Annotated in this window: 29 protein-coding genes; 15 read left to right on the plus strand and 14 right to left on the minus strand. The window is 59.8% G+C overall.

Translation table 11 applies throughout. From position 1 onward, the window contains the following. Positions 1-4: 4 nt before the first annotated feature. Complete coding sequence (locus ACLBW8_RS26830) at positions 5-622, plus strand: FKBP-type peptidyl-prolyl cis-trans isomerase (RefSeq protein WP_053257950.1); 618 nt, start codon at positions 5-7, stop codon at positions 620-622. A gap of 147 nt (positions 623-769) precedes the next feature. Here the strand turns inward: ACLBW8_RS26830 and ACLBW8_RS26835 are convergent, their stop codons facing one another. From ACLBW8_RS26835 to ACLBW8_RS26845, 3 genes are all read right to left on the minus strand, one after another. Further along, positions 770-1,027 (minus strand): PA4570 family protein, encoded by a 258-nt coding sequence (locus ACLBW8_RS26835; protein WP_064454108.1) that lies wholly within the window; start codon positions 1,025-1,027, stop codon positions 770-772. A gap of 158 nt (positions 1,028-1,185) precedes the next feature. Beyond that, positions 1,186-1,527, minus strand: coding sequence for a zinc ribbon domain-containing protein YjdM (locus tag ACLBW8_RS26840; RefSeq protein ID WP_017254008.1), 342 nt, complete (start codon positions 1,525-1,527; stop codon positions 1,186-1,188). 180 nt (positions 1,528-1,707) lie between these two features. Continuing rightward, a complete protein-coding gene (locus tag ACLBW8_RS26845; RefSeq protein ID WP_053257947.1) occupies positions 1,708-2,676 on the minus strand; it encodes a polyprenyl synthetase family protein in 969 nt (322 codons plus the stop codon). Positions 2,677-3,075: 399 nt separating this feature from the next. Between ACLBW8_RS26845 and rplU the strand changes: the two genes are divergently transcribed. From rplU to ACLBW8_RS26880, 7 genes are all read left to right on the plus strand, one after another. Continuing rightward, positions 3,076-3,390 carry a 50S ribosomal protein L21 gene (rplU, locus tag ACLBW8_RS26850; protein ID WP_003176051.1) on the plus strand — a complete coding sequence of 105 codons (315 nt, stop codon included), beginning with the start codon at positions 3,076-3,078 and terminating at the stop codon, positions 3,388-3,390. A 34-nt stretch (positions 3,391-3,424) separates the two neighbouring features. Continuing rightward, the gene (rpmA, locus tag ACLBW8_RS26855) at positions 3,425-3,682 is read left to right on the plus strand and encodes a 50S ribosomal protein L27 (protein WP_003176049.1); all 258 of its coding nucleotides are present in this window, start codon (positions 3,425-3,427) and stop codon (positions 3,680-3,682) included. A gap of 192 nt (positions 3,683-3,874) precedes the next feature. Further along, the gene (cgtA, locus tag ACLBW8_RS26860) at positions 3,875-5,098 is read left to right on the plus strand and encodes an Obg family GTPase CgtA (RefSeq protein WP_064454107.1); all 1,224 of its coding nucleotides are present in this window, start codon (positions 3,875-3,877) and stop codon (positions 5,096-5,098) included. Positions 5,099-5,234: 136 nt separating this feature from the next. Next, a complete protein-coding gene (gene proB, locus ACLBW8_RS26865; protein WP_064454106.1) occupies positions 5,235-6,353 on the plus strand; it encodes a glutamate 5-kinase in 1,119 nt (372 codons plus the stop codon). A gap of 16 nt (positions 6,354-6,369) precedes the next feature. Further along, positions 6,370-6,834: a CreA family protein gene (locus ACLBW8_RS26870; protein WP_064454105.1), complete on the plus strand. Its 465-nt coding sequence runs from the start codon at positions 6,370-6,372 to the stop codon at positions 6,832-6,834. Positions 6,835-6,935: 101 nt separating this feature from the next. Beyond that, entirely contained in the window at positions 6,936-7,418 is a 483-nt protein-coding gene (locus ACLBW8_RS26875; protein WP_447806744.1) for a glutathione peroxidase, read from the plus strand. Between the two features lie 164 nt (positions 7,419-7,582). Next, entirely contained in the window at positions 7,583-8,686 is a 1,104-nt protein-coding gene (locus tag ACLBW8_RS26880; protein WP_262666258.1) for an NADH:flavin oxidoreductase, read from the plus strand. Positions 8,687-8,724: 38 nt separating this feature from the next. On the opposite strand, the gene ACLBW8_RS26885 is transcribed toward ACLBW8_RS26880, so the two are convergent. Next, positions 8,725-9,903, minus strand: coding sequence for a glycosyltransferase family 4 protein (locus ACLBW8_RS26885; RefSeq protein WP_407016170.1), 1,179 nt, complete (start codon positions 9,901-9,903; stop codon positions 8,725-8,727). Positions 9,904-9,957: 54 nt separating this feature from the next. Continuing rightward, on the minus strand, positions 9,958-10,722 hold the full coding sequence (gene cysZ / locus ACLBW8_RS26890) for a sulfate transporter CysZ (protein WP_221295629.1): 765 nt from the start codon (positions 10,720-10,722) through the stop codon (positions 9,958-9,960). A 293-nt stretch (positions 10,723-11,015) separates the two neighbouring features. Here cysZ and trxB point away from each other — a divergent pair, with 293 nt between their 5' ends. After that, a complete protein-coding gene (gene trxB, locus ACLBW8_RS26895; protein WP_025858049.1) occupies positions 11,016-11,978 on the plus strand; it encodes a thioredoxin-disulfide reductase in 963 nt (320 codons plus the stop codon). 183 nt (positions 11,979-12,161) lie between these two features. Here trxB and ACLBW8_RS26900 read toward each other — a convergent pair whose 3' ends face one another. Genes ACLBW8_RS26900 through ACLBW8_RS26925 form a run of 6 tightly spaced genes read right to left on the minus strand, consistent with a single transcriptional unit; the run spans position 12,162 to position 15,096 of the window. Continuing rightward, positions 12,162-12,503, minus strand: a complete 342-nt coding sequence (locus ACLBW8_RS26900) for a HopJ type III effector protein (protein WP_447806745.1) — start codon at positions 12,501-12,503, stop codon at positions 12,162-12,164. Further along, entirely contained in the window at positions 12,496-12,792 is a 297-nt protein-coding gene (locus ACLBW8_RS26905; protein ID WP_064454098.1) for a DUF1244 domain-containing protein, read from the minus strand. Before ACLBW8_RS26905 ends, ACLBW8_RS26900 begins: the two co-directional genes overlap by 8 nt. A 23-nt stretch (positions 12,793-12,815) precedes the next feature. After that, a complete protein-coding gene (folX, locus tag ACLBW8_RS26910) occupies positions 12,816-13,187 on the minus strand; it encodes a dihydroneopterin triphosphate 2'-epimerase (RefSeq protein ID WP_003194073.1) in 372 nt (123 codons plus the stop codon). 2 nt (positions 13,188-13,189) lie between these two features. Next, positions 13,190-13,750 carry a GTP cyclohydrolase I FolE gene (folE, locus tag ACLBW8_RS26915; protein ID WP_262666254.1) on the minus strand — a complete coding sequence of 187 codons (561 nt, stop codon included), beginning with the start codon at positions 13,748-13,750 and terminating at the stop codon, positions 13,190-13,192. Between the two features lie 20 nt (positions 13,751-13,770). Continuing rightward, positions 13,771-14,481 carry a dihydromonapterin reductase gene (gene folM / locus ACLBW8_RS26920; protein ID WP_447806746.1) on the minus strand — a complete coding sequence of 237 codons (711 nt, stop codon included), beginning with the start codon at positions 14,479-14,481 and terminating at the stop codon, positions 13,771-13,773. Between the two features lie 57 nt (positions 14,482-14,538). Beyond that, the gene (locus ACLBW8_RS26925; RefSeq protein WP_128590117.1) at positions 14,539-15,096 is read right to left on the minus strand and encodes an antibiotic biosynthesis monooxygenase; all 558 of its coding nucleotides are present in this window, start codon (positions 15,094-15,096) and stop codon (positions 14,539-14,541) included. Between the two features lie 212 nt (positions 15,097-15,308). On the opposite strand from ACLBW8_RS26925, the gene ACLBW8_RS26930 reads away from it, so the two are divergent. After that, positions 15,309-16,268: a MerR family transcriptional regulator gene (locus tag ACLBW8_RS26930; protein WP_447806747.1), complete on the plus strand. Its 960-nt coding sequence runs from the start codon at positions 15,309-15,311 to the stop codon at positions 16,266-16,268. A 2-nt stretch (positions 16,269-16,270) separates the two neighbouring features. Here ACLBW8_RS26930 and ACLBW8_RS26935 read toward each other — a convergent pair whose 3' ends face one another. Both ACLBW8_RS26935 and ACLBW8_RS26940 read right to left on the minus strand, forming a co-directional pair. After that, entirely contained in the window at positions 16,271-16,876 is a 606-nt protein-coding gene (locus tag ACLBW8_RS26935) for a hypothetical protein (protein ID WP_064454093.1), read from the minus strand. Between the two features lie 58 nt (positions 16,877-16,934). Then, entirely contained in the window at positions 16,935-17,402 is a 468-nt protein-coding gene (locus tag ACLBW8_RS26940) for a PAS domain-containing protein (RefSeq protein WP_064454092.1), read from the minus strand. Between the two features lie 130 nt (positions 17,403-17,532). On the opposite strand from ACLBW8_RS26940, the gene ACLBW8_RS26945 reads away from it, so the two are divergent. Next, positions 17,533-17,988 (plus strand): flavodoxin, encoded by a 456-nt coding sequence (locus ACLBW8_RS26945; RefSeq protein ID WP_064454091.1) that lies wholly within the window; start codon positions 17,533-17,535, stop codon positions 17,986-17,988. On the opposite strand, the gene ACLBW8_RS26950 is transcribed toward ACLBW8_RS26945, so the two are convergent. Next, positions 17,969-18,865, minus strand: coding sequence for a LysR family transcriptional regulator (locus ACLBW8_RS26950; RefSeq protein WP_262666250.1), 897 nt, complete (start codon positions 18,863-18,865; stop codon positions 17,969-17,971). The two genes, ACLBW8_RS26945 and ACLBW8_RS26950, sit on opposite strands and share 20 nt — an antisense overlap. A gap of 98 nt (positions 18,866-18,963) precedes the next feature. On the opposite strand from ACLBW8_RS26950, the gene ACLBW8_RS26955 reads away from it, so the two are divergent. From ACLBW8_RS26955 to ACLBW8_RS26970, 4 genes are all read left to right on the plus strand, one after another. After that, positions 18,964-19,350 carry a CidA/LrgA family protein gene (locus ACLBW8_RS26955; protein WP_064454089.1) on the plus strand — a complete coding sequence of 129 codons (387 nt, stop codon included), beginning with the start codon at positions 18,964-18,966 and terminating at the stop codon, positions 19,348-19,350. Next, entirely contained in the window at positions 19,340-20,026 is a 687-nt protein-coding gene (locus ACLBW8_RS26960; RefSeq protein WP_064454088.1) for an LrgB family protein, read from the plus strand. The genes ACLBW8_RS26955 and ACLBW8_RS26960 overlap by 11 nt, the downstream gene beginning before the upstream one ends. A gap of 140 nt (positions 20,027-20,166) precedes the next feature. Beyond that, positions 20,167-20,949, plus strand: a complete 783-nt coding sequence (locus ACLBW8_RS26965; RefSeq protein WP_447806748.1) for a class II aldolase/adducin family protein — start codon at positions 20,167-20,169, stop codon at positions 20,947-20,949. Next, positions 20,949-21,851 carry an alpha/beta fold hydrolase gene (locus ACLBW8_RS26970; RefSeq protein ID WP_064454086.1) on the plus strand — a complete coding sequence of 301 codons (903 nt, stop codon included), beginning with the start codon at positions 20,949-20,951 and terminating at the stop codon, positions 21,849-21,851. Before ACLBW8_RS26965 ends, ACLBW8_RS26970 begins: the two co-directional genes overlap by 1 nt. Positions 21,852-21,906: the final 55 nt, after the last annotated feature.

Here is a 21,906-nt window from a genome sequence, read left to right on the forward strand (position 1 = left end):
CTTCATGTCCGAAGTTAATCTGTCCACCGACGAAACCCGCGTCAGCTACGGTATCGGCCGTCAGTTGGGCGACCAGCTGCGCGACAACCCGCCACCGGGCGTTAGCATCGACGCCATCCTGGCTGGCCTGACCGACGCTTTCGCAGGCAAGCCAAGCCGCGTTGATCAAGAGCAAATGGCTGCCAGCTTCAAAGTTATCCGCGAAATCATGCAAGCCGAAGCGGCTGCCAAGGCTGAAGCGGCTGCTGGCGCTGGCCTGGCGTTCCTGGCAGAAAACGCCAAGCGTGATGGCATCACTACCCTGGCTTCCGGCCTGCAATTTGAAGTGCTGACCGCCGGTGATGGCGCCAAGCCGACCCGTGAAGACCAAGTGCGTACTCACTACCACGGCACTCTGATCGACGGCACTGTGTTCGACAGCTCCTACGAGCGTGGCCAGCCTGCAGAATTCCCGGTTGGCGGCGTGATCGCCGGTTGGACCGAAGCCCTGCAACTGATGAATGCTGGCAGCAAATGGCGTCTGTACGTGCCGAGCGAACTGGCTTACGGCGCTCAAGGCGTTGGCAGCATCCCGCCGCACAGCGTTCTGGTGTTCGACGTTGAGCTGCTCGACGTTCTGTAATACTCGGTAATGTCGGCCCCGGCTTTGTGTGGGAGCTGGCTAGCCTGCGATGGCATCAACTCGGTAGCCGGTATGACCGAGTCATTGGTATCGTGAGCGAGCCCGGCTCCCCCATAAAGCCGGTGCATATAGGTTTTGCGCGGTGTCTCATGGGTGAAACTTGCCATTGAGCTCCGTGGCCGGGCGCAACGCTCGGGCATAGCAGAACAGAAACAGATTGCGCACCACCTCCTTAAGCACTCCAGGTTCACTGGAACTCAGGCCGCTCACGTCCAGGTCGCCCTGGTCCTGCAGCTCATTGAGCGCTTCTTCTTCCAGCACGGCACAGACTTCACCGGTTTCCCGATGCAGGATCCGCAGGTAAGGGTGTGGTCGGTCCAGCCAGGCATCTATCAAATAAGTCATGGTCATTCTCCTTGAGGGATTCAATGAGAATAATTCTTATTAGCAGAATAGCAAGTGCCTATTGGCGATTTGCTGATTTTTCTGTGGGGATAGTGCGTTCGATCAACGGGGAGGGCGAAACGCCATCCCGCGGCGGGCGCGGGATGGATGCAGCAGATTCAGACTTTGCGGACGAACTCTGACTTGAGTTTCATCGGGCCGATACCGTCGATCTTGCAATCGATATCGTGGTCGCCGTCGCACAGGCGGATGTTCTTGACCTTGGTGCCCACTTTGACCACCAGGGAAGTGCCTTTGACCTTGAGGTCCTTGATGACAGTGATGGTGTCGCCGTCTTGCAGGACGTTGCCTACAGAGTCTTTCTTCACGGTTTCATCACCGGCCGCTTCGGCCTCGCCATTGGCGGACCACTCATGGGCGCATTCCGGGCAGATCAGCTGGGCGCCGTCTTCGTAGGTGTATTCGGAATTGCATTTCGGGCAGGGTGGCAACGTGCTCACTAAAGCTCCTTGAAAGTCAGGATGGCTAAAAGTCGCACATTATATAGGGATTTAGAGTGTGGCGGGGGCTTGGATCTAATGGGGGAGCTGGCTTACCGCCATGCTATCCACTCGGTGTGTCTGTTGTTCCGAGTTGACGCTATCGCAGGCAAGCCAGCTCCCACATGAAGCGGAGCAGAATCAGTGAGTACGCGCGACCGCAAACTCACTCAGCTCAACCAGGGCATCCCGGTATTCGCTGGCGGGGAGTGCTTCCAGGCACTGGATGGCACGGGCGACGTAGTCACGCGCCAACTGTGCGGTGTAATCCAGGGAGCCCGAGGCTTCCACGGCAGCGCGAATGCTTTCCAGGTCTTCAATCCCGCCTTTCTGGATCGCTTTGCGCACCAGTGCAGCCTGTTCCGGCGTGCCTTCGCGCATGGTGTAGATCAGCGGCAAGGTCGGCTTGCCCTCGGCCAGGTCGTCCCCGACGTTCTTGCCCAGGGTTTCGGCGTCGCCACGGTAGTCGAGCAGGTCGTCCACCAGTTGGAACGCCACGCCCAGGTGATCGCCAAAGGTGCGCAGGGCTTCGGCCTGTTCGGCAGTGGCGCCACACAGGGCGGCGGCACTGTGGGTGGAGGCTTCGAAAAGCATCGCGGTTTTGCCGCGAATCACTTCCATGTAGGTTTCTTCGGTGGTGCTGGCATCGCGGACCTTCGACAGCTGCAACACTTCGCCTTCGGCGATGATGCGCGTGGCTTGTGAAAGAATCTTCATCACCGGCATCGAGCCCAGCTCGACCATCATTTCGAACGAGCGTGAATACAGGAAGTCGCCTACCAATACGCTAGGGGCATTGCCCCACATGGCATTGGCGGTTTCACGGCCGCGGCGCATGCCCGACATGTCGACCACGTCGTCATGCAGCAGGGTGGCGGTGTGCAGGAATTCGATAGTAGCTGCCAGCAGGCGCAAGTCATCGCCTTCGCGGCCAAGGGCCTTGCCGCACAGCAACACTAATAAAGGACGCAGGCGTTTGCCGCCCGCCGACGTAATGTAGTCGCCAATTTTGGAGACCAGCGGCACTTTAGACGTCAGCTGCTGCTTGATGATGCCGTCGACGGCGCTAAAATCGTCCGCGACCGCGCGGTAGAAAGCTTGGGGTTGCATCAGCGACAGTCGCTCCAGAAGGGTTGCGCGGCATGCTAGGACCCTCACCCCCGGGTGTCAAGGCGCGCCCAATCACTGTGAAAGCTACTGCAGGCTGGGAGCCTTCGGCTCTACGCGCGTAATCCTGCGTCAAAAACAGGCTCGGAATGCTCATTTACAGCCAGTAAACTCCGCTTCCTCGCCTGTTTTTTCCTGGTCTTCCCTTCGCTCGCTACGCTTTCACGGCGATTGGCGGCTACTTGCATCACCCATTTACCTTGCGTACAATCGCGCACCCTGAACTTCCTGGGCAGCACCTGCCTTACGCAATTGCATTCGGGACGTCCATCCCATGCAGCCATGCCAGCCAATACCTCTTCTTATAAAGCGCTGGGTGAGCAGGATTATCGGAGAAATACCATGTCGTACGCAGTAATTGTTACTGGTGGCAAGCAATACAAGGTCGCCCCAGGTGAATACCTGAAGATCGAAAAACTGGAAATCGCTACTGGCGAATCCGTTACCTTTGATCGCGTTCTGTTGGTCGCCAATGGCGATGACGTGAACATCGGCGCTCCAGTTGTTGCTGGCGCTACCGTTGTGGCTGAAGTGATCTCCCAAGGTCGTCACGATAAAGTCCGCATCATCAAGTTCCGTCGTCGTAAGCACCACATGAAGCGTATGGGCCACCGCCAGTGGTACACCGAGATCAAAATCACCGGTATTCAGGCTTAATTTCAGCCTAATTCCTCACTAGGAGAATTGACTCATGGCACACAAAAAAGCTGGTGGTAGTACCCGTAACGGTCGCGACTCAGAAGCCAAACGCCTTGGCGTTAAGATGTATGGCGGCCAGAAAATCATTCCGGGCAACATCATCGTGCGTCAGCGCGGCACCCAATTCCACGCCGGTTACGGTGTTGGCATGGGTAAAGATCACACCCTCTTCGCGAAAATCGAAGGCGTGATCAAGTTTGAAGTAAAAGGCGCGTTCAACCGCCGTTACGTGAGCGTTGTCGCCGCTTAATTGCGCGATCGCTGGAAAAGCCCTGTCTCGCGACGGGGCTTTTTCGTTTGTGGAGTGAGTCTCTTGCAAAGCTGTTTGTAATGGGCTCAGGCGCTGGATTTGCGGTCGTTATTGAGGTCGCTGCGCTCATTTTTGCAAGAGTCTTATGTCTTGGTTTCTTAAGCTCGTCCATGCGACGAGAGGCGTTTTGTTATGAAGTTCGTTGATGAAGTTTCCATCCGAGTAAAAGCAGGCGACGGCGGTAACGGTTGCATGAGTTTCCGTCGCGAAAAATTCATCGAAAACGGTGGCCCCAACGGCGGTGACGGCGGTGACGGCGGTTCCATCTACATGATGGCCGACGAAAACCTCAACACCCTGGTCGACTACCGTTACACCCGGCACTTCGATGCCGAGCGTGGCTCCAACGGCGGCAGCACCGACTGCACCGGTAAAAAGGGCGAAGACCTGGTACTGCGCGTACCGGTCGGCACCACGATCATCGACTCCGCTACCCAGGAAGTGATTGGCGACCTGACCAAGGCCGGCCAGAAGCTGATGGTTGTGCAGGGCGGCTGGCACGGTCTGGGTAACACCCGATTCAAGTCCAGTACCAACCGTGCACCACGCCAGACCACGCCGGGCAAGCCGGGCGAGCAGCGTGACCTGAAACTCGAAATGAAAGTATTGGCCGACGTAGGCCTGCTAGGTCTGCCGAACGCCGGCAAAAGTACCTTCATCCGCTCGGTCTCGGCCGCCAAGCCGAAAGTCGCCGACTACCCGTTCACCACCCTGGTGCCGAACCTGGGTGTGGTCAGCGTCGATCGCTGGAAAAGCTTCGTGGTCGCCGACATTCCTGGCTTGATCGAAGGCGCTTCCGACGGCGCAGGCCTGGGGATTCGCTTCCTCAAGCACTTGTCGCGTACCCGTTTGCTGCTGCACCTCGTCGACATGGCGCCGCTTGATGACACCAGCGCACCGGACGCCGCCGAAGTGATCGTCAGCGAACTGACCAAGTTCAGCCCGGCCCTGGCCGAGCGTGATCGCTGGCTGGTACTGAACAAGTGCGACCAGATCCTGGAAGAAGAGCACGAAGAGCGCGTCAAGGAAATCGTCGATCGCCTGGAGTGGGAAGGTCCGGTCTACGTGATCTCGGCCATCGCCAAAGAAGGTACCGAGCGTCTGTGCCGCGACATCATGCGCTACCTGGAAGACCGCGCCGACCGCTTGGCGGCTGACCCGGTATTCAAGGCCGAACTGGCCGAACTCGATCAGCAGATCGAAGACGAAGCCCGTGCCCAACTGCAGGCCCTGGACGACCAGCGTGCCCTGCGCCGCAGCGGCGTGAAGTCGGTCCATGACATCGGCGACGATGATTGGGACGAAGAAGACGTGGATGATGAAGACGGTCCGGAAATCATTTACGTGCGCGACTGATTCGTTGCAGTAAACTTAAGCGCCGCTCACTCGAGCGGCGTTTTGGTATCTGGGTTTTATGCAGTCAGGAATGTAGTCACGAATAACGTTATGGGCGGCGCTGGGTCGCGCGGCCCTCACTCTAAGGTTGAAGATGATGCGGAGCAAAGTGACAGGTGCGCAGCGCTGGGTCGTAAAGATCGGAAGTGCGCTGTTGACGGCAGATGGCAAAGGTCTGGATCGCGCAGCCATGAGCGTCTGGGTCGAGCAGATGGTGGCCTTGCATGAGGCCGGTGTCGAGTTGGTGCTGGTGTCGTCCGGGGCCGTTGCCGCCGGGATGAGCCGCCTCGGCTGGACCGCGCGACCCAGCGCGATGCACGAACTGCAAGCCGCCGCCGCCATCGGCCAGATGGGCCTGGTGCAAGCCTGGGAGTCCAGCTTCGCCGAGCACGGCCGCCACACGGCGCAGATCCTGCTGACCCACGACGACCTGTCCGACCGCAAGCGCTACCTCAACGCTCGCAGCACCTTGCGCGCGCTCGTGGAGCTCAAGGTGATCCCGGTGATCAACGAGAACGACACCGTGGTCACCGACGAGATCCGTTTTGGTGACAACGACACCCTGGCCGCACTGGTGGCCAACCTGGTGGAGGCTGACCTGCTGGTGATCCTCACCGACCGTGACGGCATGTTCGACGCCGACCCGCGCAACAACCCCGACGCCCAGTTGATCTACGAAGCCCGCGCCGATGACCCGGCGCTGGACGCCGTGGCCGGCAGTGTCGGCGGCGCCCTGGGCCGTGGCGGTATGCAGACCAAGCTGCGTGCAGCGCGCCTGGCTGCGCGTTCCGGCGCCCACACCATCATCGTCGGTGGGCGCCTGGAGCGGGTGCTGGACCGCCTCAAGGCCGGAGAGCGCATCGGTACGCTGCTGTCGCCGGAACGTGGCATGTTGGCGGCGCGCAAGCAGTGGTTGGCCGGTCATCTGCAAACCCGTGGCACGCTGGTGCTGGACGAAGGCGCCGTGTCGGCGTTGTCCCAAGGCAACAAGAGCCTGCTGCCGGTGGGCGTCAAATTGGTGCAGGGCAGCTTCCGCCGTGGTGAGATGGTGGTGTGCGTGGCGCCGGACGGTCGTGAGATCGCCCGTGGCCTGGCCAACTACAGTGCCCTGGAAGCGCAGAAAATAATTGGACAATCGTCTGAAGCGATTGTCGGACTCCTGGGTTACATGGCGGAACCGGAACTGGTGCACCGCGATAACCTGATCCTGGTCTAAACAAAGGAACTACACGATGCGAGTCATGAAGGGTTTGCTCGGCCTGCTGCTGGTCATGCCGCTGCTGGCCAGCGCTGAAGAAATCGGCCAGGTGTCAACGGTATTCAAATTCGTCGGCCCCAACGACCGGATCGTGGTCGAGGCGTTCGATGACCCCAAGGTCGACGGCGTGACCTGCTACCTGTCGCGCGCCAAGACCGGCGGCGTGAAAGGCGGGCTGGGCCTGGCCGAAGACCGCGCCGAAGCCTCGATTGCCTGCCGCCAGGTTGGCCCGATTCATTTCAAGGGCGAGCTCAAGGATGGCGACGAAGTGTTCAAGGAGCGCACCTCGCTGGTGTTCAAGACCATGCAGGTGGTGCGCTTCCTCGACAAGAAGCGCAATACCTTGGTGTATCTGGTCTATAGCGACCGTCTGATCGAAGGCAGCCCGCAGAATGCGGTCACCGCTATTCCAATTTTGCCCTGGCCAACGGCGCAGTAACCGGCGGGCGAGTTTTTCAATCGGCGTCTATGATTGCAGGCTTGCGGTCTGTAATCTCGAACTGCCGCAATGCGAAGAACATGGGATATCTGGAGTTCGTCATGAGTGCTTTCCACGATCTGAAACTCAAAGCTTTAGACGGACAAGACCTGCCGCTGGCGCCCTACAAAGGGCAGGTTGTGCTGGTAGTCAACGTCGCCTCCAAATGTGGCTTGACCCCGCAATACGCGGCGCTGGAAAACCTCTACCAGCAGTACAAAGGCCAGGGTTTTACCGTGCTTGGCCTGCCCTGCAACCAGTTTGCAGGCCAGGAGCCGGGCAGTGAGGAGGAGATCCAGGCGTTCTGCAGCTTGAATTATGGCGTGACGTTCCCGTTGGGCAGCAAGCTTGACGTCAATGGCCACGACCGTCATCAGCTCTATCGCTTGCTGGCGGGCGAGGGCGCCGAGTTTCCAGGGGATATCACCTGGAACTTCGAAAAATTCCTGCTGGGCAAAGACGGGCGAGTGCTCGCGCGATTCTCGCCCCGCACGGCGCCGGATGATCCAACGGTCATCCAGGCCATCGAAAAAGCCCTGAGCTAAATCGTTCCTGCCGAAGGTGAGGGAGCAAACGCCCTCGCCGCAGGTTAGCGGCACCTGACTTCCCTCGCTTTTACCCCTTAATCACCCAGATCAATAGTGCTACCCAGCACTGCGCGCTCTCCATATTATCCACATCATAAACACCTCTTCTGTGGAGTGCTCCCATGCCTGTCCAAGCCTTGTTCAAACCGTTCCAGCTCGGTGCACTGCAGCTTTCGAGCCGTGTGGTGATGGCGCCGATGACCCGTTCGTTCTCGCCAGGTGGCGTGCCGAATTCCAAGGTTATCGAATACTATCGCCGCCGCGCCGCCGCCGGCGTAGGGCTGATCATCACCGAAGGTACTGTGGTCGGCCATCAAGCCTCCAACGGCTACCCGAACGTCCCGCATTTTTACGGTGAAGCCGCGTTGGCCGGCTGGAAGAAAGTGGTCGATGCCGTGCACGCAGAAGGCGGCAAGATTGTCCCGCAGTTGTGGCACGTGGGCAGCGTGCGCCGTATCGGTACCGAGCCTGATGCCAGCGTGCCGGCCTACGGTCCGATGGAAAAGCTCAAGGATGGCAACGTGGTGGTCCAAGGCATGACCACCCAGGACATCAAGGACGTGATCAACGCCTTCGCCCAGGCCGCCAAGGATGCTCAGAGCATCGGCATGGACGGCGTGGAGATCCACGGCGCCCACGGTTACCTGGTCGACCAGTTTTTCTGGGAAGGCAGCAACCAGCGCACCGACGAATATGGCGGGAGCCTGGCCAATCGTTCGCGCTTTGCCATCGAGTTGATCCAGGCCACCCGCGCTGCCGTGGGCCCGGACTTCCCGATCATCCTGCGGTTTTCTCAGTGGAAGCAGCAGGATTACACCGCACGCCTGGTGCAAACCCCTGAAGCCCTGGGGGAATTCCTCAAGCCGCTGTCTGACGCCGGTGTGGATATTTTCCACTGTTCCACCCGCCGTTTCTGGGAGCCGGAGTTCGAAGGTTCCGACCTCAACCTGGCGGGCTGGACCCGTCAGCTCACCGGGAAACCGACCATCACTGTCGGCAGTGTCGGTCTGGATGGTGAGTTCCTGCAGTTCATGGTCAACACCGACAAGGTTGCGCAGCCGGCCAGCCTGGAGAAACTGCTGGAGCGCCTTAACAACGACGAATTCGACCTGGTGGCTGTAGGCCGTGCCTTGCTGGTGGACCCGGACTGGGCCGTGAAGGTGCGTGAAGGTCGTGAAGGCGACATTCTGCCGTTCAGTCGTGAGGCGTTGACGACGTTGGTGTAAGTGGCGCCCGCGAGCGTGATCTGACAGCTAACACCCCGTCAGATCAAACGCGACTGCGCGGCAATCACCGGTTGCTCGCCGCACACCCCGCGCAGGTGGCGCTCGAACTGCTCGATAATCGCCGGCCAGCCCTGGCGGCTGGCATGTTGGCGAGCATTCAAGCGCATGCGGCGCAAGCTCTCGGCATCCTCCAGCAGCCAGTTGGCGGCATCGCAAAACGCATCCTCATCCCCTGGCATCGCCAGCACGCCGTTGTAGCCATGGCGAATATGCTGGGTCGCGGCTGCCTGGTCGTAGGCCACCACCCCCAATCCCGAGGCCATGGCTTCCAGCACCACGTTGCCGAAGGTTTCGGTCAGGCTGGGGAACAGGAACACATCACCGGACGCGTAATGCCGGGCAAGTTCTTCGCCGCGCAGGGCGCCGCAGAAAATCGCCTCGGGCAATTCCTTTTCCATCATTGCCCGCTGCGGGCCATCACCCACGATGATCAGTTTCATCTGGCGCAGTGGGTAAGTGTCTTGCAAGGTTTCGAAGCAGCGTTTGAGCAACCCCAGGTTCTTTTCCTGCGCCAGTCGGCCCACATGCAGCACGGCGATTTGATCACTGTTCAGTACCCAGCTTTCACGCAGCGCGTTATCGCGCTTGGCGGGGTGGAACAATTGGCTATCGACCCCGCGAGACAGCATCCCCAAACGCTCGAAATTTCGACGCTCCAACTCCAGGCGTTGGCTGGCGCTGGGAACCAGGGTCAGGCTCGAGCGGTTGTGAAACCAGCGCAAGTAGTGGGTCACCATGCGGCTCAACATGCTCAAACCGTATTGGTTCGAGTACTGCTGGAAATTGGTGTGAAAACCGCTGACCACGCTGATCCCCAGACGACGCGCTGCGCGCAATGCGGATAAACCCAGTGGCCCTTCCGTGGCGATGTACAGCACGTCCGGGCGTTGGCGAGTCCAGCGTCGCAGCAATTTGTGCATCGACGACTGGCCCCATTGCAGGCCGGGGTAGCCTGGCAGCGGCCAGCCGCGGCACAGCAGCAATTCGTCGTCGCTGGGGCGGCTCTGGTCGGCACCCTGGCGCGGGCGCACCAACTCCACCTGATGTCCGCGCGCGCGCAAACCCTCACACAGGCGGCCAAGGGTATTGGCCACCCCGTTGATTTCCGGCGGGAAGGTTTCGGTAATCAGGGTGATGTGAAGCGAAGCTGTCGTCATGACCCACAGTGTCACTGTGGGCCATGTCGTCATTGTGTCACTGGGATGATGGATTTATGACGTGGCCACATTTTGCCGTGCCATGGCCTCAGCACCTTGCTCGCGCACCCAGAACAGTGTGGCCCCGGCCACCGCCGCCGGCATCATCAGCAGGTTCACCACCGGCACCAGCAGCACCAGATAGACGATGCCGCCGAAGCTCATGCTCTGCCAGCGTTTCTGGCGCAGCCAGGCGAGCATTTCGTTCCAGCCCAGCTTGTGGTTGTCCGCCGGGTAGTCGATGTACTGGATCGCCATCATCCACACGCCAAACAGCAGCCACAGCGGTGCGGCGATCAGGTTGACCACCGGAATGAACGACAGGATAAACAGGCCGATGGCCCTGGGCAGGAAGTAACCCAGCTTGCGCATTTCCCGCGCGAGGGTGCGCGGGACCATGGCAATCAGCTCACCCCAACTGAAGGGAGGGAAGTCATCGGTGCCGCGTACTACGACCTCAACCTTCTCCGCAAGAAAACCGTTGAACGGCGCGGCGATGACATTGGCGAGCATGGTGAAAGTGAAAAACACCATCAACACCACCAGCACGACAAACAGCGGCCACAAGATGTAGCTGAGGAAGCTCAGCCAGCCAGGCAGTGTCGGCATCAAGGTGTCGACCCATAGGCTGAACTGATGGCCGGCGAAATAGATCAAACCGACGAACAGCACCAGGTTGATCGCCAATGGCAGCAGCACAAATAGACGCAGGCCAGGGCTCAACACCAGTTTGAGGCCTTCACGCAGGTATTGCGGGCCGGAAAGAGCAGGGGCAGGCATGGAGAACTCCGAGCAGGATGACGAACGGGCCGACCTTACCGGCTTTGCATTCAACGCGAAAGCGCGGTCGGTGTGACGACATCAAAGGTAACAAAGGTGTCGATTAACCCAGCCGACTGCATAGAGACCGCCTATGAGCTGGATTGTTATTCCGTATTTCCTTAATCTTGCCCCCCTCGATACGCTGCACCCATTATTTTTCAGGACCTGCGAGTTCAAGCCTTCCCCAAGTGCTTCGCGGTCCTTTTTTATTCCAGCCGCCTTGTTGTCCGGGTGGTCGATAGGAGTGAGTCATGTCTGATACCCGTCATTCGCGAGTGATTATTCTCGGTTCCGGCCCTGCCGGTTACAGCGCTGCCGTCTACGCTGCCCGGGCCAACCTCAAGCCGCTGCTGATCACCGGCATGCAGGCGGGCGGTCAGTTGACCACCACCACTGAAGTCGACAACTGGCCGGGCGACGTCCACGGTCTGACCGGCCCGGTGCTGATGGAGCGTATGAAAGAACACGCCGAGCGCTTTGAAACCGAGATCGTTTTTGACCACATCAATAAAGTCGATTTCTCCAAGAAGCCTTACAGCCTGACCGGCGACAGCGGCGTCTACACCTGTGACGCGTTGATCATCGCTACCGGCGCCAGCGCCCGTTACCTGGGCCTGCCTTCCGAAGAGGCGTTCATGGGCAAGGGCGTTTCGGCCTGCGCGACCTGCGACGGTTTCTTCTATCGCAACAAGCCGGTCGCCGTGGTCGGTGGCGGTAACACCGCCGTGGAAGAGGCGCTGTACCTGGCCAACATCGCCAGCACCGTGACCCTGGTTCACCGCCGTGAAACCTTCCGCGCCGAGAAGATCCTGATCGACAAGCTGCACGCCCGTGTCGCTGAAGGCAAGATCATCCTCAAGCTCAACGCCACCCTGGATGAAGTCCTGGGCGACAACATGGGCGTGACCGGTGCTCGCCTGAAAAACAACGACGGCAGCTTCGACGAGCTGAAAGTCGACGGCGTGTTCATCGCCATCGGCCACACCCCGAACACTTCGCTGTTCGAAGGCGTGCTGGAAGCCAAAGACGGTTACCTGGTGGTGCAGGGCGGCCGTGAAGGCAACGCCACCGCCACCAACATCGAAGGTATCTTTGCCGCCGGTGACGTGGCCGACCACGTCTACCGCCAGGCCATCACCTCGGCCGGCGCCGGTTGCATGGCGGCCCTGGATGCCGAGCGTTACCTCGACGGTTTGAAGGACGCTGCGTTCTAAATCCGTTGAAATAAAAAAACCGGCTGAGAGGCCGGTTTTTTTATGCACAGGATTTGATGACCAACACAGATCGAATGTGGGAGCGGGCTTGCTCGCGAAAGCGGTGTGTCAGGCAACACATGTATCAACTGATCCACCGCCTTCGCGAGCAAGCCCGCTCCCACATTTTGAGTTGTGTTTGACTCAGAACTTGCGGGTCAGTGGCTGCGCAGCAAATTTCACACCGGCCAAACCATGCGCAATCAATGCGCGAATATTGCTGTGATCACTGCCCTCAGGCGTCGCCACCACCGAACGGTAATGCTCACCAAATGCCAGCAACGCTTGCTGATCGCTCAAGCCTTCCAGCAGCGCCAGCCCCAGGGTCTTGCACGAGCCTGCGTTTTGACCGGCGGCGTTTTCCACGCTGCCGTTGGTGAAAGCTTGCGGCTGGTAGTCGTAACCGGCAGCGATAAAGGCCAGCGTGTCGGCAAACAGGTGTTCGCCGCTGTCGAGGCTGGCGCGCAGGGTGTTCAGGTCAGTCATGGGGTTTTCCTTTGGCAAACGCCGCCTGTTGGTCGGCGTTGGCTTCTTTCTGGTATTGGGCTTTCCACTCGGCGTACGGCATGCCGTACACCACTTCACGGGCGTCATCGAGGCTCAGCTCGATGTGGCGCTCGTCGGCCTCGGCCTTGTACCACTTGGACAAGCAGTTGCGGCAGAAGCCCGAGAGGTTCATCAGGTCGATGTTCTGCACATCCTTGCGGCTGTCCAGGTGCGCCACCAACCGGCGGAAGGCGGCGGCTTCGAGTTCGAGGCGTTGTTGGTCGTTCATAGGGCTCACTGCTGATTCAAGGGTTAGCGGCTGGCTGCCAGGGTAATCGACACTGACTCGGCAAAACGCAGCGCGTGGGGCTTGTCCACTTCGACTTCGGCGTACAGCACCGATTCGTTGCTCATCACCAGGTCCAGCAACTCCTGGGTCAGGCGCTCCAGCAGGGCGAAGCGGTTGCCTTCCACGTGGGCGATAATGGCCTTGGTGATGGTGCGATAATTCAGCGCGTGGTCGATATCGTTGTCGCGCACGGCTTCCTGAGCGGCATACAGGATGGTCAGGTTGATCAGCACGTCCTGCTTGTTGAGGATCTCATCCTCGTTGATACCGATAAAGGTGCGCAGGCACAGGTCTTTGACCCGGATGCGCGCCATGCCTGGTTGAAGTTGTGGCATTGCTACTTGCTCCGTCCGATCAGTTGCAGGAACTCCATGCGCGTAGTGTTCGACTCGCGGAAAGCGCCGAGCATCACCGAGGTGTTCATGGTTGAATTCTGTTTTTCCACGCCGCGCATCATCATGCACATGTGCTTGGCTTCGATCACCACGGCCACGCCAGCGGCCTGGGTGACCTGCTGGATGGCGTCGGCGATTTGCCGCGTGAGGTTTTCCTGGATCTGCAGGCGCCGCGCGTACATGTCGACAATGCGCGCCAGTTTCGACAGGCCGAGCACCTTGCCGGTCGGAATATAGGCTACATGGGCCTTGCCGATAAAGGGCAGCAGATGGTGCTCGCAGAGTGAATACAGCTCGATATCCTTGAGGATCACCATCTCGTCATTGTCGGACGCGAACAGCGCGCCGTTGACGATTTCGTCCAGGTTCTGCTCGTAGCCATGACACAAGTACTGCATGGCCTTGGCAGCGCGCTTGGGGGTGTCGAGCAAGCCTTCGCGTTCCGGGTCTTCGCCCAGGCCTTCGAGGATCTCGCGGTAGTGTTGGGGCAGGGACAAGGTCATACAACATCCTCAAAAACGGCTTACTTGATATGCCGCCCGCCGTTGACGGTCAGGGTGGTACCGGTGACATAGGGGTTGTCCAGCAGGTAACGCACGCTCTGGTAGATCACCTCCGGCCCAGGCTCGATGCCCAGTGCCGATTTGGCCAGGACCTTGGCGCGGTAGGTCGCGTCATCGCCTTCGTTGAACATCACCATCGCCGGGGCGATGCCGTTGACCTTGATCGTTGGCGCGAACTGCGCGGCAAATGACAACGTGAGGCTGTCCAGGCCTGCCTTGGTGGCGCAATAGGCGATGTGTTGGCGGCTGCCCTTGCGCACCACGTCATCGCTGATATGCACGATATCGGCGGGTGAAGAGCGTTGCAGCAAAGGTGAACAATGCAGGTTGATCAAGTACGGCGCAAGCATGTGCACGCTGAACATGTCGGTAAACGCGCGGCTTTCGTCGCCGGGCGTTTCTGCGACCCACGCCGAAGCGTTGTGGATGATCGCGCGCAGGCTGTCGGTATGGGTTTTGAGTGCGGCGATGAAGGCCAGGATCCCGGCTTCACTGGAGAAATCGGCAAACACGCCGAGCGCACCACGTTCACGCAAGGCCGCAACGCCTGGGCGTTCGCTGCGGTAGCTGAAAATCACCGAATGGCCCTCGTCCAGCAGGCGTTCGGCGCAATGCAGGCCGACACGCTGGCCGGCACCGGTAATCAGGATCGGGGCGTTCGTTGCAGTCATGGGAGGCTCAAGTCGCTGGCAGATTGAAACTATACCAGCGACCGGCCAGCCCTGTACTCACGCAGCCGCTTCGGTGACCTTACGCGGCGGCGCGGGGTGCAACCAGCTCGCCAGCAGGTGCGTCGACAGCGGAATAAAGAAGTAAACCATCAGGGGCGTGAGCGCGAGTGTGCTGACCAAAACGCGGCTGAACAGGTCAAGCTCGCTGAGCAGCGGCTCCAGTCCAAAATTGAACAGCAGCGACACCGGGAAAAATGCCAGCCAGATCGCCACGGCCTGTTTCCAGCGCGGCGGTCGCGCACCCACGGCGCCGAACCAGCCATCAATACCACTGACGCGATGCTCGGACGGGTCGGCAAACAGCTCGCTGCCACGGCTTAGCCAGGCGCCGCGCGACGCGGAGAACTCCCAGGCGTGCAAGGTTTTTTCGTCGGCGAAGCGGAAGATAATCTGAAACTCATCATCGTTGGGCGGCGGTGCAAGTACGCCGGAACCCAGGTAACCGGGGAAGTCGGTGGCCAATTGCTCGCCTTCGCGCAGCCAGGCCATCAGTTCTTCATAGCGCCCTTTGGCCACGCGGCGCGCAACCATCAAGGTGACGGGTGAGGTAGACATTGTGTATCTCCAAATATCAGGTGCGCTGAACCGGGTAGGTAACGCGCAAAGATGGCGGCCGGGTTAGGCCACCACCTGAAAAACAGGCAAGGATTATTCCTGTTTTGAAAAATTACGCCAGTGACATTGGTCCGAAGATCCAGGCCCTTGAAAAGGACAAGTATTAAGGCGTTAAATGGGCTCCAAATTCACGCGGACGTTTTCGACCTCTGATGCCCGAAATTACTGCGCCTACTCACGAAATTGCCTCTGAAAATCGCGCTGATTCCGCAGCGTTGTTTCCGATTCGTGAAGTCTCAAGATTGACAGGTGTGAACCCCGTCACATTACGTGCATGGGAGCGTCGTTATGGCCTCATCCAGCCTACACGCACCGAAAGTGGGCATCGCCTCTACTCCAACGCTGATATTGAGACCGTCAATCGCATTCTCGATTGGATTGAGCGAGGCGTGGCCGTGAGCAAGGTCGGCAAGATTCTTGCGCGCGATGATCAGCAGGCCAGCGCCGTTCGCGCAGAACGCGATGCCGTCGAGGAGAGCGAATGGCCGCAGTGGCGGGCGCGGTTGGTGCAGGCAGTCAGTGCCTTTGACGATCGTCAGTTGGAGAGCCTGTACGGGCAGATTCTTGCGACCTACCCGCTTGGCGTGGCGTTCCAGGATATCCTCATGCCTCTGTGGAATGACCTGCTGCGCCATCAGGGCCGATTCGGCCAAGCCAGCGAGTGGCTTTTTTACGATTCCTTCCTGCGCATACAGACCTTTCTGCGCCTGCAGGTCGCGTGTGTCTCACCTGCGCCCCGGGTATTGCTGACAGCCATGCCTGGCGAGTGCCGTAAATTGGAGTTGCTGGTGGCGGCGTTGCTGATGAGTCGCGATGACCTGGCGGTGAAGGTGCTTGGCATGGGCCAGCCCTTTGAAGAATTGACGCTGGTGTGTGAAAGAATGCATCCCCAGGCGCTGATTATTTTCTCCAACCATTCACATAATCAGGATCTGGCTGGGCGCTTGAGTCGCCTGGCGTTGACCCTGGATTGCCCGCTGTTTCTCGCCGGTGTCGCTTCGGAGCTGGCCGAGAAGGATTTGGCGGGTTCCTCCGTAGGCTGCCTGGGCAATGAAGGCAGCTTGATGCGGCGCCGCTTGCAGCAGTTTCTCAGCGGCGGGCTGGATACCTGATATCAGGCGTGTACATGCGGGTGGACCAGTCGGTGCTGGTGCAGGATGAACTGGCGCAGGCGTTCGATCTCCTCCGCATCGCTTTGGCTCAGGCGGTAGGCGAACAAACCTCGGGCGGTCTCCCGCTCCAGCGTGCCACGCAGCGCAATACGCTCGTAACCGGACGGGCTGAACCACAGGGAAAAGGTTTTCGGCGGTTTGACCCGGCCGCGAATCTCCACCAGCACGCCTTTGAATGACACCTCATGCACCCACAGCGCGCCGGGGTTGCCCTTGGCGGTCTCCATCACCACCGGTGTTTCCAGCGCCAGGCGCCACGGGCGGATCATCGGGCCGTCTTCAAAAATGCTCGGTACCCCCAAGCGCAAGTGAACCGCATGAAACTCATCCTCCACCAGGTGCAAAGGGAAGGTGAGTTGCTGGTTGTCGAACTGCGCCTGGATGGTGACGTGGTCGTGAGCGGCCAACCGCGTGAGCAAGTCGCGAATCTGTGCACCGCCGTTGACGGTCAGGCTCGACCATGCGTCCCGCAGATTGAGCTGCGGGTTGTGCTGCATGTCCTGGATAAAATCCAGTTCGTCCTGCGTCAAGAGAGCGTCGCGGTGCATGGATGTAGCTCAAGGATGAGGTACTAAAAAGCCATTATCCCTCTAAAGGCCTCGTTTACTACAACTTGTTATTTCCGCTCGTCGTTTCAAGTGCTGCCAACTGCGCTTTAAGCTGAGCCACTTGCGCCTCCAGCTGCGCGACGCGTTGTTGCGCTTTCACCTGCGCCGTGACGTCTTTTTGCACGCCGACGAAATACGTCTGCTTGTCCGCCTCGTTATAAACCGTCGACAGCGACAGCTCATTCCAGAAATGCGTGCCGTCCTTGCGGTAGTTGCGCAGGATTTCCCGGCAGGATCCACCGCTGTCGAGAGCTTCGCGGATGGCCATCAGCGCCGGCTGATCGCGATCACCCGCCTGCAGGAAGCGGCAATCCTGATAAAGAATTTCGTCCAGGGCATACCCCGTCAGGCGCTCGAACGCCGGGTTAACGTAGATCAGTGGTTTGTCTTTGCCTTCTCGTTCGGCGACGACGATGCCGTCGTTGGAAGCAGCGATCACCATTTGCATCAGCTTGGCGTTAATCATTGAGCAGTCCATGGCTGGTTTTTCAGAGCTTGGAGTTTATGGCAAGTTTTGAATGTTGCACCGTGCGCACTGAAATATTTGCGTCAGCTGCTAATATCCCACGCTTTCGCTCAACTACAGGATCAGATTGATGAAAGTCGCCATCCTTTCCGGCTCGGTCTACGGCACGGCTGAAGAAGTTGCCCGCCACGCTGAAGCCATCCTCAAAGAGGCCGGTTTTGACGCCTGGCACAACCCTCGCGCCAGCTTGGCCGACGTGCAGGCCTTTGCCCCTGAAGCCTTTCTGGCGGTGACCTCGACCACCGGCATGGGGGAGTTGCCCGATAACCTGCAACCGCTGTATTCGATGATTCGCGACCAACTGCCCGCCGCCTGGCGTGGCCTGCCCGGTGCAGTCATCGGCCTGGGCGACGCCAGTTACGGCGACACGTTCTGCGGTGGCGGCGAGCAAATGCGTGAGCTGTTTGGCGAGCTGGGCGTGCGCGAAGTGCTGCCGATGCTGCGTCTGGACGCCAGTGAAAGTGTCACCCCGGAAGCTGATGCCGAGCCTTGGCTGGCCGAGTTGGTCACTGCACTGCGCGGTTGACCGGGAATTCGCGCAGCAACGCCAGCCAGGCTTGGGCGGCTTTGGACAGATAAGCGCCCTCACGCCAGATAAAGGCAATGTCCCAGCGCAGGTAGTCGGGCGCCTTGAGTGTCAGGCGCACCACGCCTGGCCGCACCAACCCGCGGGCGACCACACTGGGCAGCAACACCACGCCCTGGCCGGCCGCGACCAGGGCCGCCAGAAAGTCCGCCTGGCCGCTGCGACCGATTTCTTTGGGCGTGAAGCCCAATTGCTGACATGCCTGCATCAGCCGGTCATTGAGTACAAAACTGCGCTGGTACATCAGGAACGGCGTGTCTGCCAATTCTTCCAGGCGCACCTGGGCGTTGTCGGCCAGGGGATGATCCATCGGCAACAAGGCATCCAGCGGTTCATCGCAGAAGGCCTGCCAGGCAAACGCCGGGTCGCTGGGCATCAGGCTGCCGCCCACATCCAGCTCGCCGTTCAAAATCGCTTGCTCGATGGTGCGACTGCCACCCTCCAGCAATTGGATGGTGACCTTCGGATAACGCCTGCGGTATTCGGCGAACAGCCCCGCAAACAACGAATCGCCGGCCAATAGCGGCAGGCCCAGGCGTAACTCGCCACGGGTCAGTTGCTGCATATCATCCAGTTCACTGAGCAATTCGGTTTGCAGGCGCAGCATGGCCTCTGCGCGCTGCAATACCACCGTGCCGGCAGCCGTCAGGCGGATGTGTGAGCCGGTGCGTTCCAGCAGCGCCGTACCGAGGCTCTGTTCCAACTGTGCGACCTGCTTGCTGACGGCGGATTGGCTGATATGCAGGGTTTTCCCGGCTTGGGTAAACCCCCCTCGGTGGATCACTTCGACGAAGCTGCGCAGCTGTTTGAATTCCATTATCAGGATTCCAGTTTGGAATAGCATGCAGTCTAACAATTCGCTGTGGGGATGAGGGCGGCCTCTTTAAAATGGCGGCCTGCGAGGACCCAAAGCTCATGAAACGTTTTACCTTCAAACATCTTGGCCGCCTGCTGACGGAGCTGGTCGTACTGCTGGCTATCTATCTGCTGGGCACTCAACTGTCGGTCTGGTTCGCCTGGCCAATCCCGGGTGGCGTCGTGGGCCTGGGGCTGTTGCTGGCGACATTCGCCAGTGGGCTGGTCAAGCCGGCCGCCCTGCAACTGGGTGCCGGGGTGTTGATGGCAGAAATGCTGTTGTTCTTTATTCCGGCCCTGATGAGCCTGCTCGACTACGGTGGCCTAGTGCGTAATGACGGCTGGCGCATCCTGCTGGTGATTGGCTTCAGTACCTTGTCGGTGATGCTGGTGACTGCGTTCACCGTGGAAATGGTCTGCCGCTGGAGCATGCGCCGTGAAGCTTGAGCTGATGCCGGTGTTCTGGCTCGCCCTGACCCTGGGCGCCTATATTTTCAGCCGCTGGCTCTACCGCCGCACCGGGCGCTACCTGCTATCACCGTTGATCCTGGTGCCGGCGCTGCTGCTGGCGGTGGCCGTGCCGATGAAAACCGCCTACGCCGAATACGCCACCGACACCCACTGGTTGATGCTGGTGCTGGGGCCGGTCACCGTGGCGTTTGCCGTGCCTATCTGGCAACAGCGCCGCTTGTTGGCGCGCCACTGGTCGGCGTTGCTGCTGGGGATGGTGGCGGGCAGCGCGGCCTCCATCGGCACCTCGTTCGGGCTGGCCAAGGCGCTGGCGTTAAACAGCTCGGTGACCCTGTCCTTGTTGCCGCGCTCGATCACTACGCCGTTTGCCATGCCGGTATCCTCCGACCTCGGTGGCGTACCGGAACTCACTGCCGTATTTGTGATGTTCACCGGCGTGTTCGGCGCCATGCTCGGTGGTGTGCTGCTCAAATGGTTGCCGCTGCGCACACCCCTGGCGCGGGGTGCGTTGTTTGGCGTGGGCGCCCACGGCGCGGGCGTCAGCCGGGCGCAGGAAGTGGGCGGCGAAGAAGGTTCGGTCGCGGGGCTGGTGATGGTCTTGACGGGTTTGCTCAACCTGTTCGCCGTGCCTTTATTGGCGGCGCTTCTCTGACGCGAGTTGGACTATTCTCATGACTGACTCGCTCAGTCATCAAGCTGGCTGCGAAGGCAACTACTTGCGCCACGGCGTCTGACTAGACTGGCCCTTCATTCAAAAAAACAATAAGAACGTGAACCAAGGAGGTTGTTACCGTGAGCCTAGCCCCCGTTCCATCGTCACAGAATGTCAAAGACCAGGTCAGCGCTGCCGAATGGCAAACCCGCGTCGACCTGGCGGCCTGCTATCGGCTGGTGGCGATGCATGGCTGGGACGATCTGATTTTCACGCATATTTCCGCCAAAGTGCCCGGCACCGATGATTTCCTGATCAACCCTTATGGTCTGATGTTTCACGAGATTACCGCTTCGAGTCTGGTCAAGGTCGACCAGGCGGGCAAAAAACTGATGGACAGCCCCTACGAGATCAACCCTGCGGGCTACACCATCCACAGCGCCATCCATGAAGTCCGCCAAGACGTGGTCTGTGTCCTGCACACCCATACGGCGGCCGGCGTTGCGGTGTCGGCGCAGAAGCAGGGCGTGTTGCCGATCAGCCAGCAAGCCACCTTTGTGTTGTCCAGCCTGGCGTACCACGCCTATGAAGGTGTGGCGCTGAACCACGAAGAAAAGTCGCGCTTGCAGGCGGACCTGGGTGACAGCAACTTCCTGATGCTGCACAACCACGGCCTGCTGACGTGCGGTGGCACCATCGCCGACACGTTCCTGATGATGTTCACGTTTCAGCGCGCCTGCGATATCCAGGTATTGGCGCAAAACGGTGGCGCCGAATTGATTGCGATCGAGCCGCAGATTTTGGCGGGCGCCAAGGCAATGGTGGCAGCTGTCACAAAGAGCGCCCAAGGTATGGGCGGTGCACTGGCGTGGCCGGCGCTGTTGCGTAAATTGGACGTGCAAGATCCCGGGTATAAAAGCTGATGCCTCTCGCCGAAATCCCGCTCAGAGCCTGGCGCAAACGTGCCCAGACGTTCGTGTTTCGTGGCCACACGGTCCGTTACTGGGTGGCCGGGCAGGGCGAGCCGTTGCTGTTGATTCATGGTTTTCCCACCGCCAGTTGGGACTGGCATTACCTGTGGCAGCCCCTGGCCCAGCGTAACCTGGTGATTGCATGCGACATGCTGGGGTTTGGCGATTCGGCTAAACCGCTGGATCACGCGTATTGCCTGTTGGCGCAGGCCGACCTGCAACAGGCGCTGCTCGACTACCTGCGCGTGGAGCAGCCGGTGCATGTGTTGGCCCATGACTACGGCGACAGCGTCGCTCAGGAATTACTGGCTCGCCATTACGAAGCTCGCTTCGCGATGGCCAGCTGTGTGTTCCTCAACGGCGGGCTGTTTCCGGAAACCCACCGCCCGGCCCTGGTGCAGAAACTGTTGCTCAGCCCCATCGGCTGGATGATCGGCCGCGCCTTCGGGCGGAATGCCTTGTCGGATAGCTTCAGTCAGATTTTCGGCCCGAATACGCGGCCCAGTGAAAGTGCTCTGGATGACTTCTGGAGCCTGATCAGCTGCAATGACGGCCCGCGCATCCTGCATAAACTGATCGCTTATATTCCCCAGCGCCGCCGCCTGCGTGAGCGCTGGGTGACGGCAATGCAGCGCGACGGCGTGCCAATGCGGGTGATCGACGGCGAAGTCGATCCGATCTCCGGTGCCCATATGGTGGAGCGTTATCATCAGTTGGTGCCCAACGCCGACACGGTGTTGCTGGCCAATATCGGCCACTATCCGCAGATCGAGGCGCCCGTGCTTGTGCTCAAGCATTACCTCGAGTTTCGCGAGCGAATGGGCCAGCCGGCGCCATGTGTTGCCTATTCCTGAGCGGCCTGCTGTTGTGGGGTAATCATCCCGCTGCCTTATTGAGCACCATTCAGCC

The sequence above is a fragment of the Pseudomonas sp. M5A4_2d genome (genome assembly GCF_053345295.1).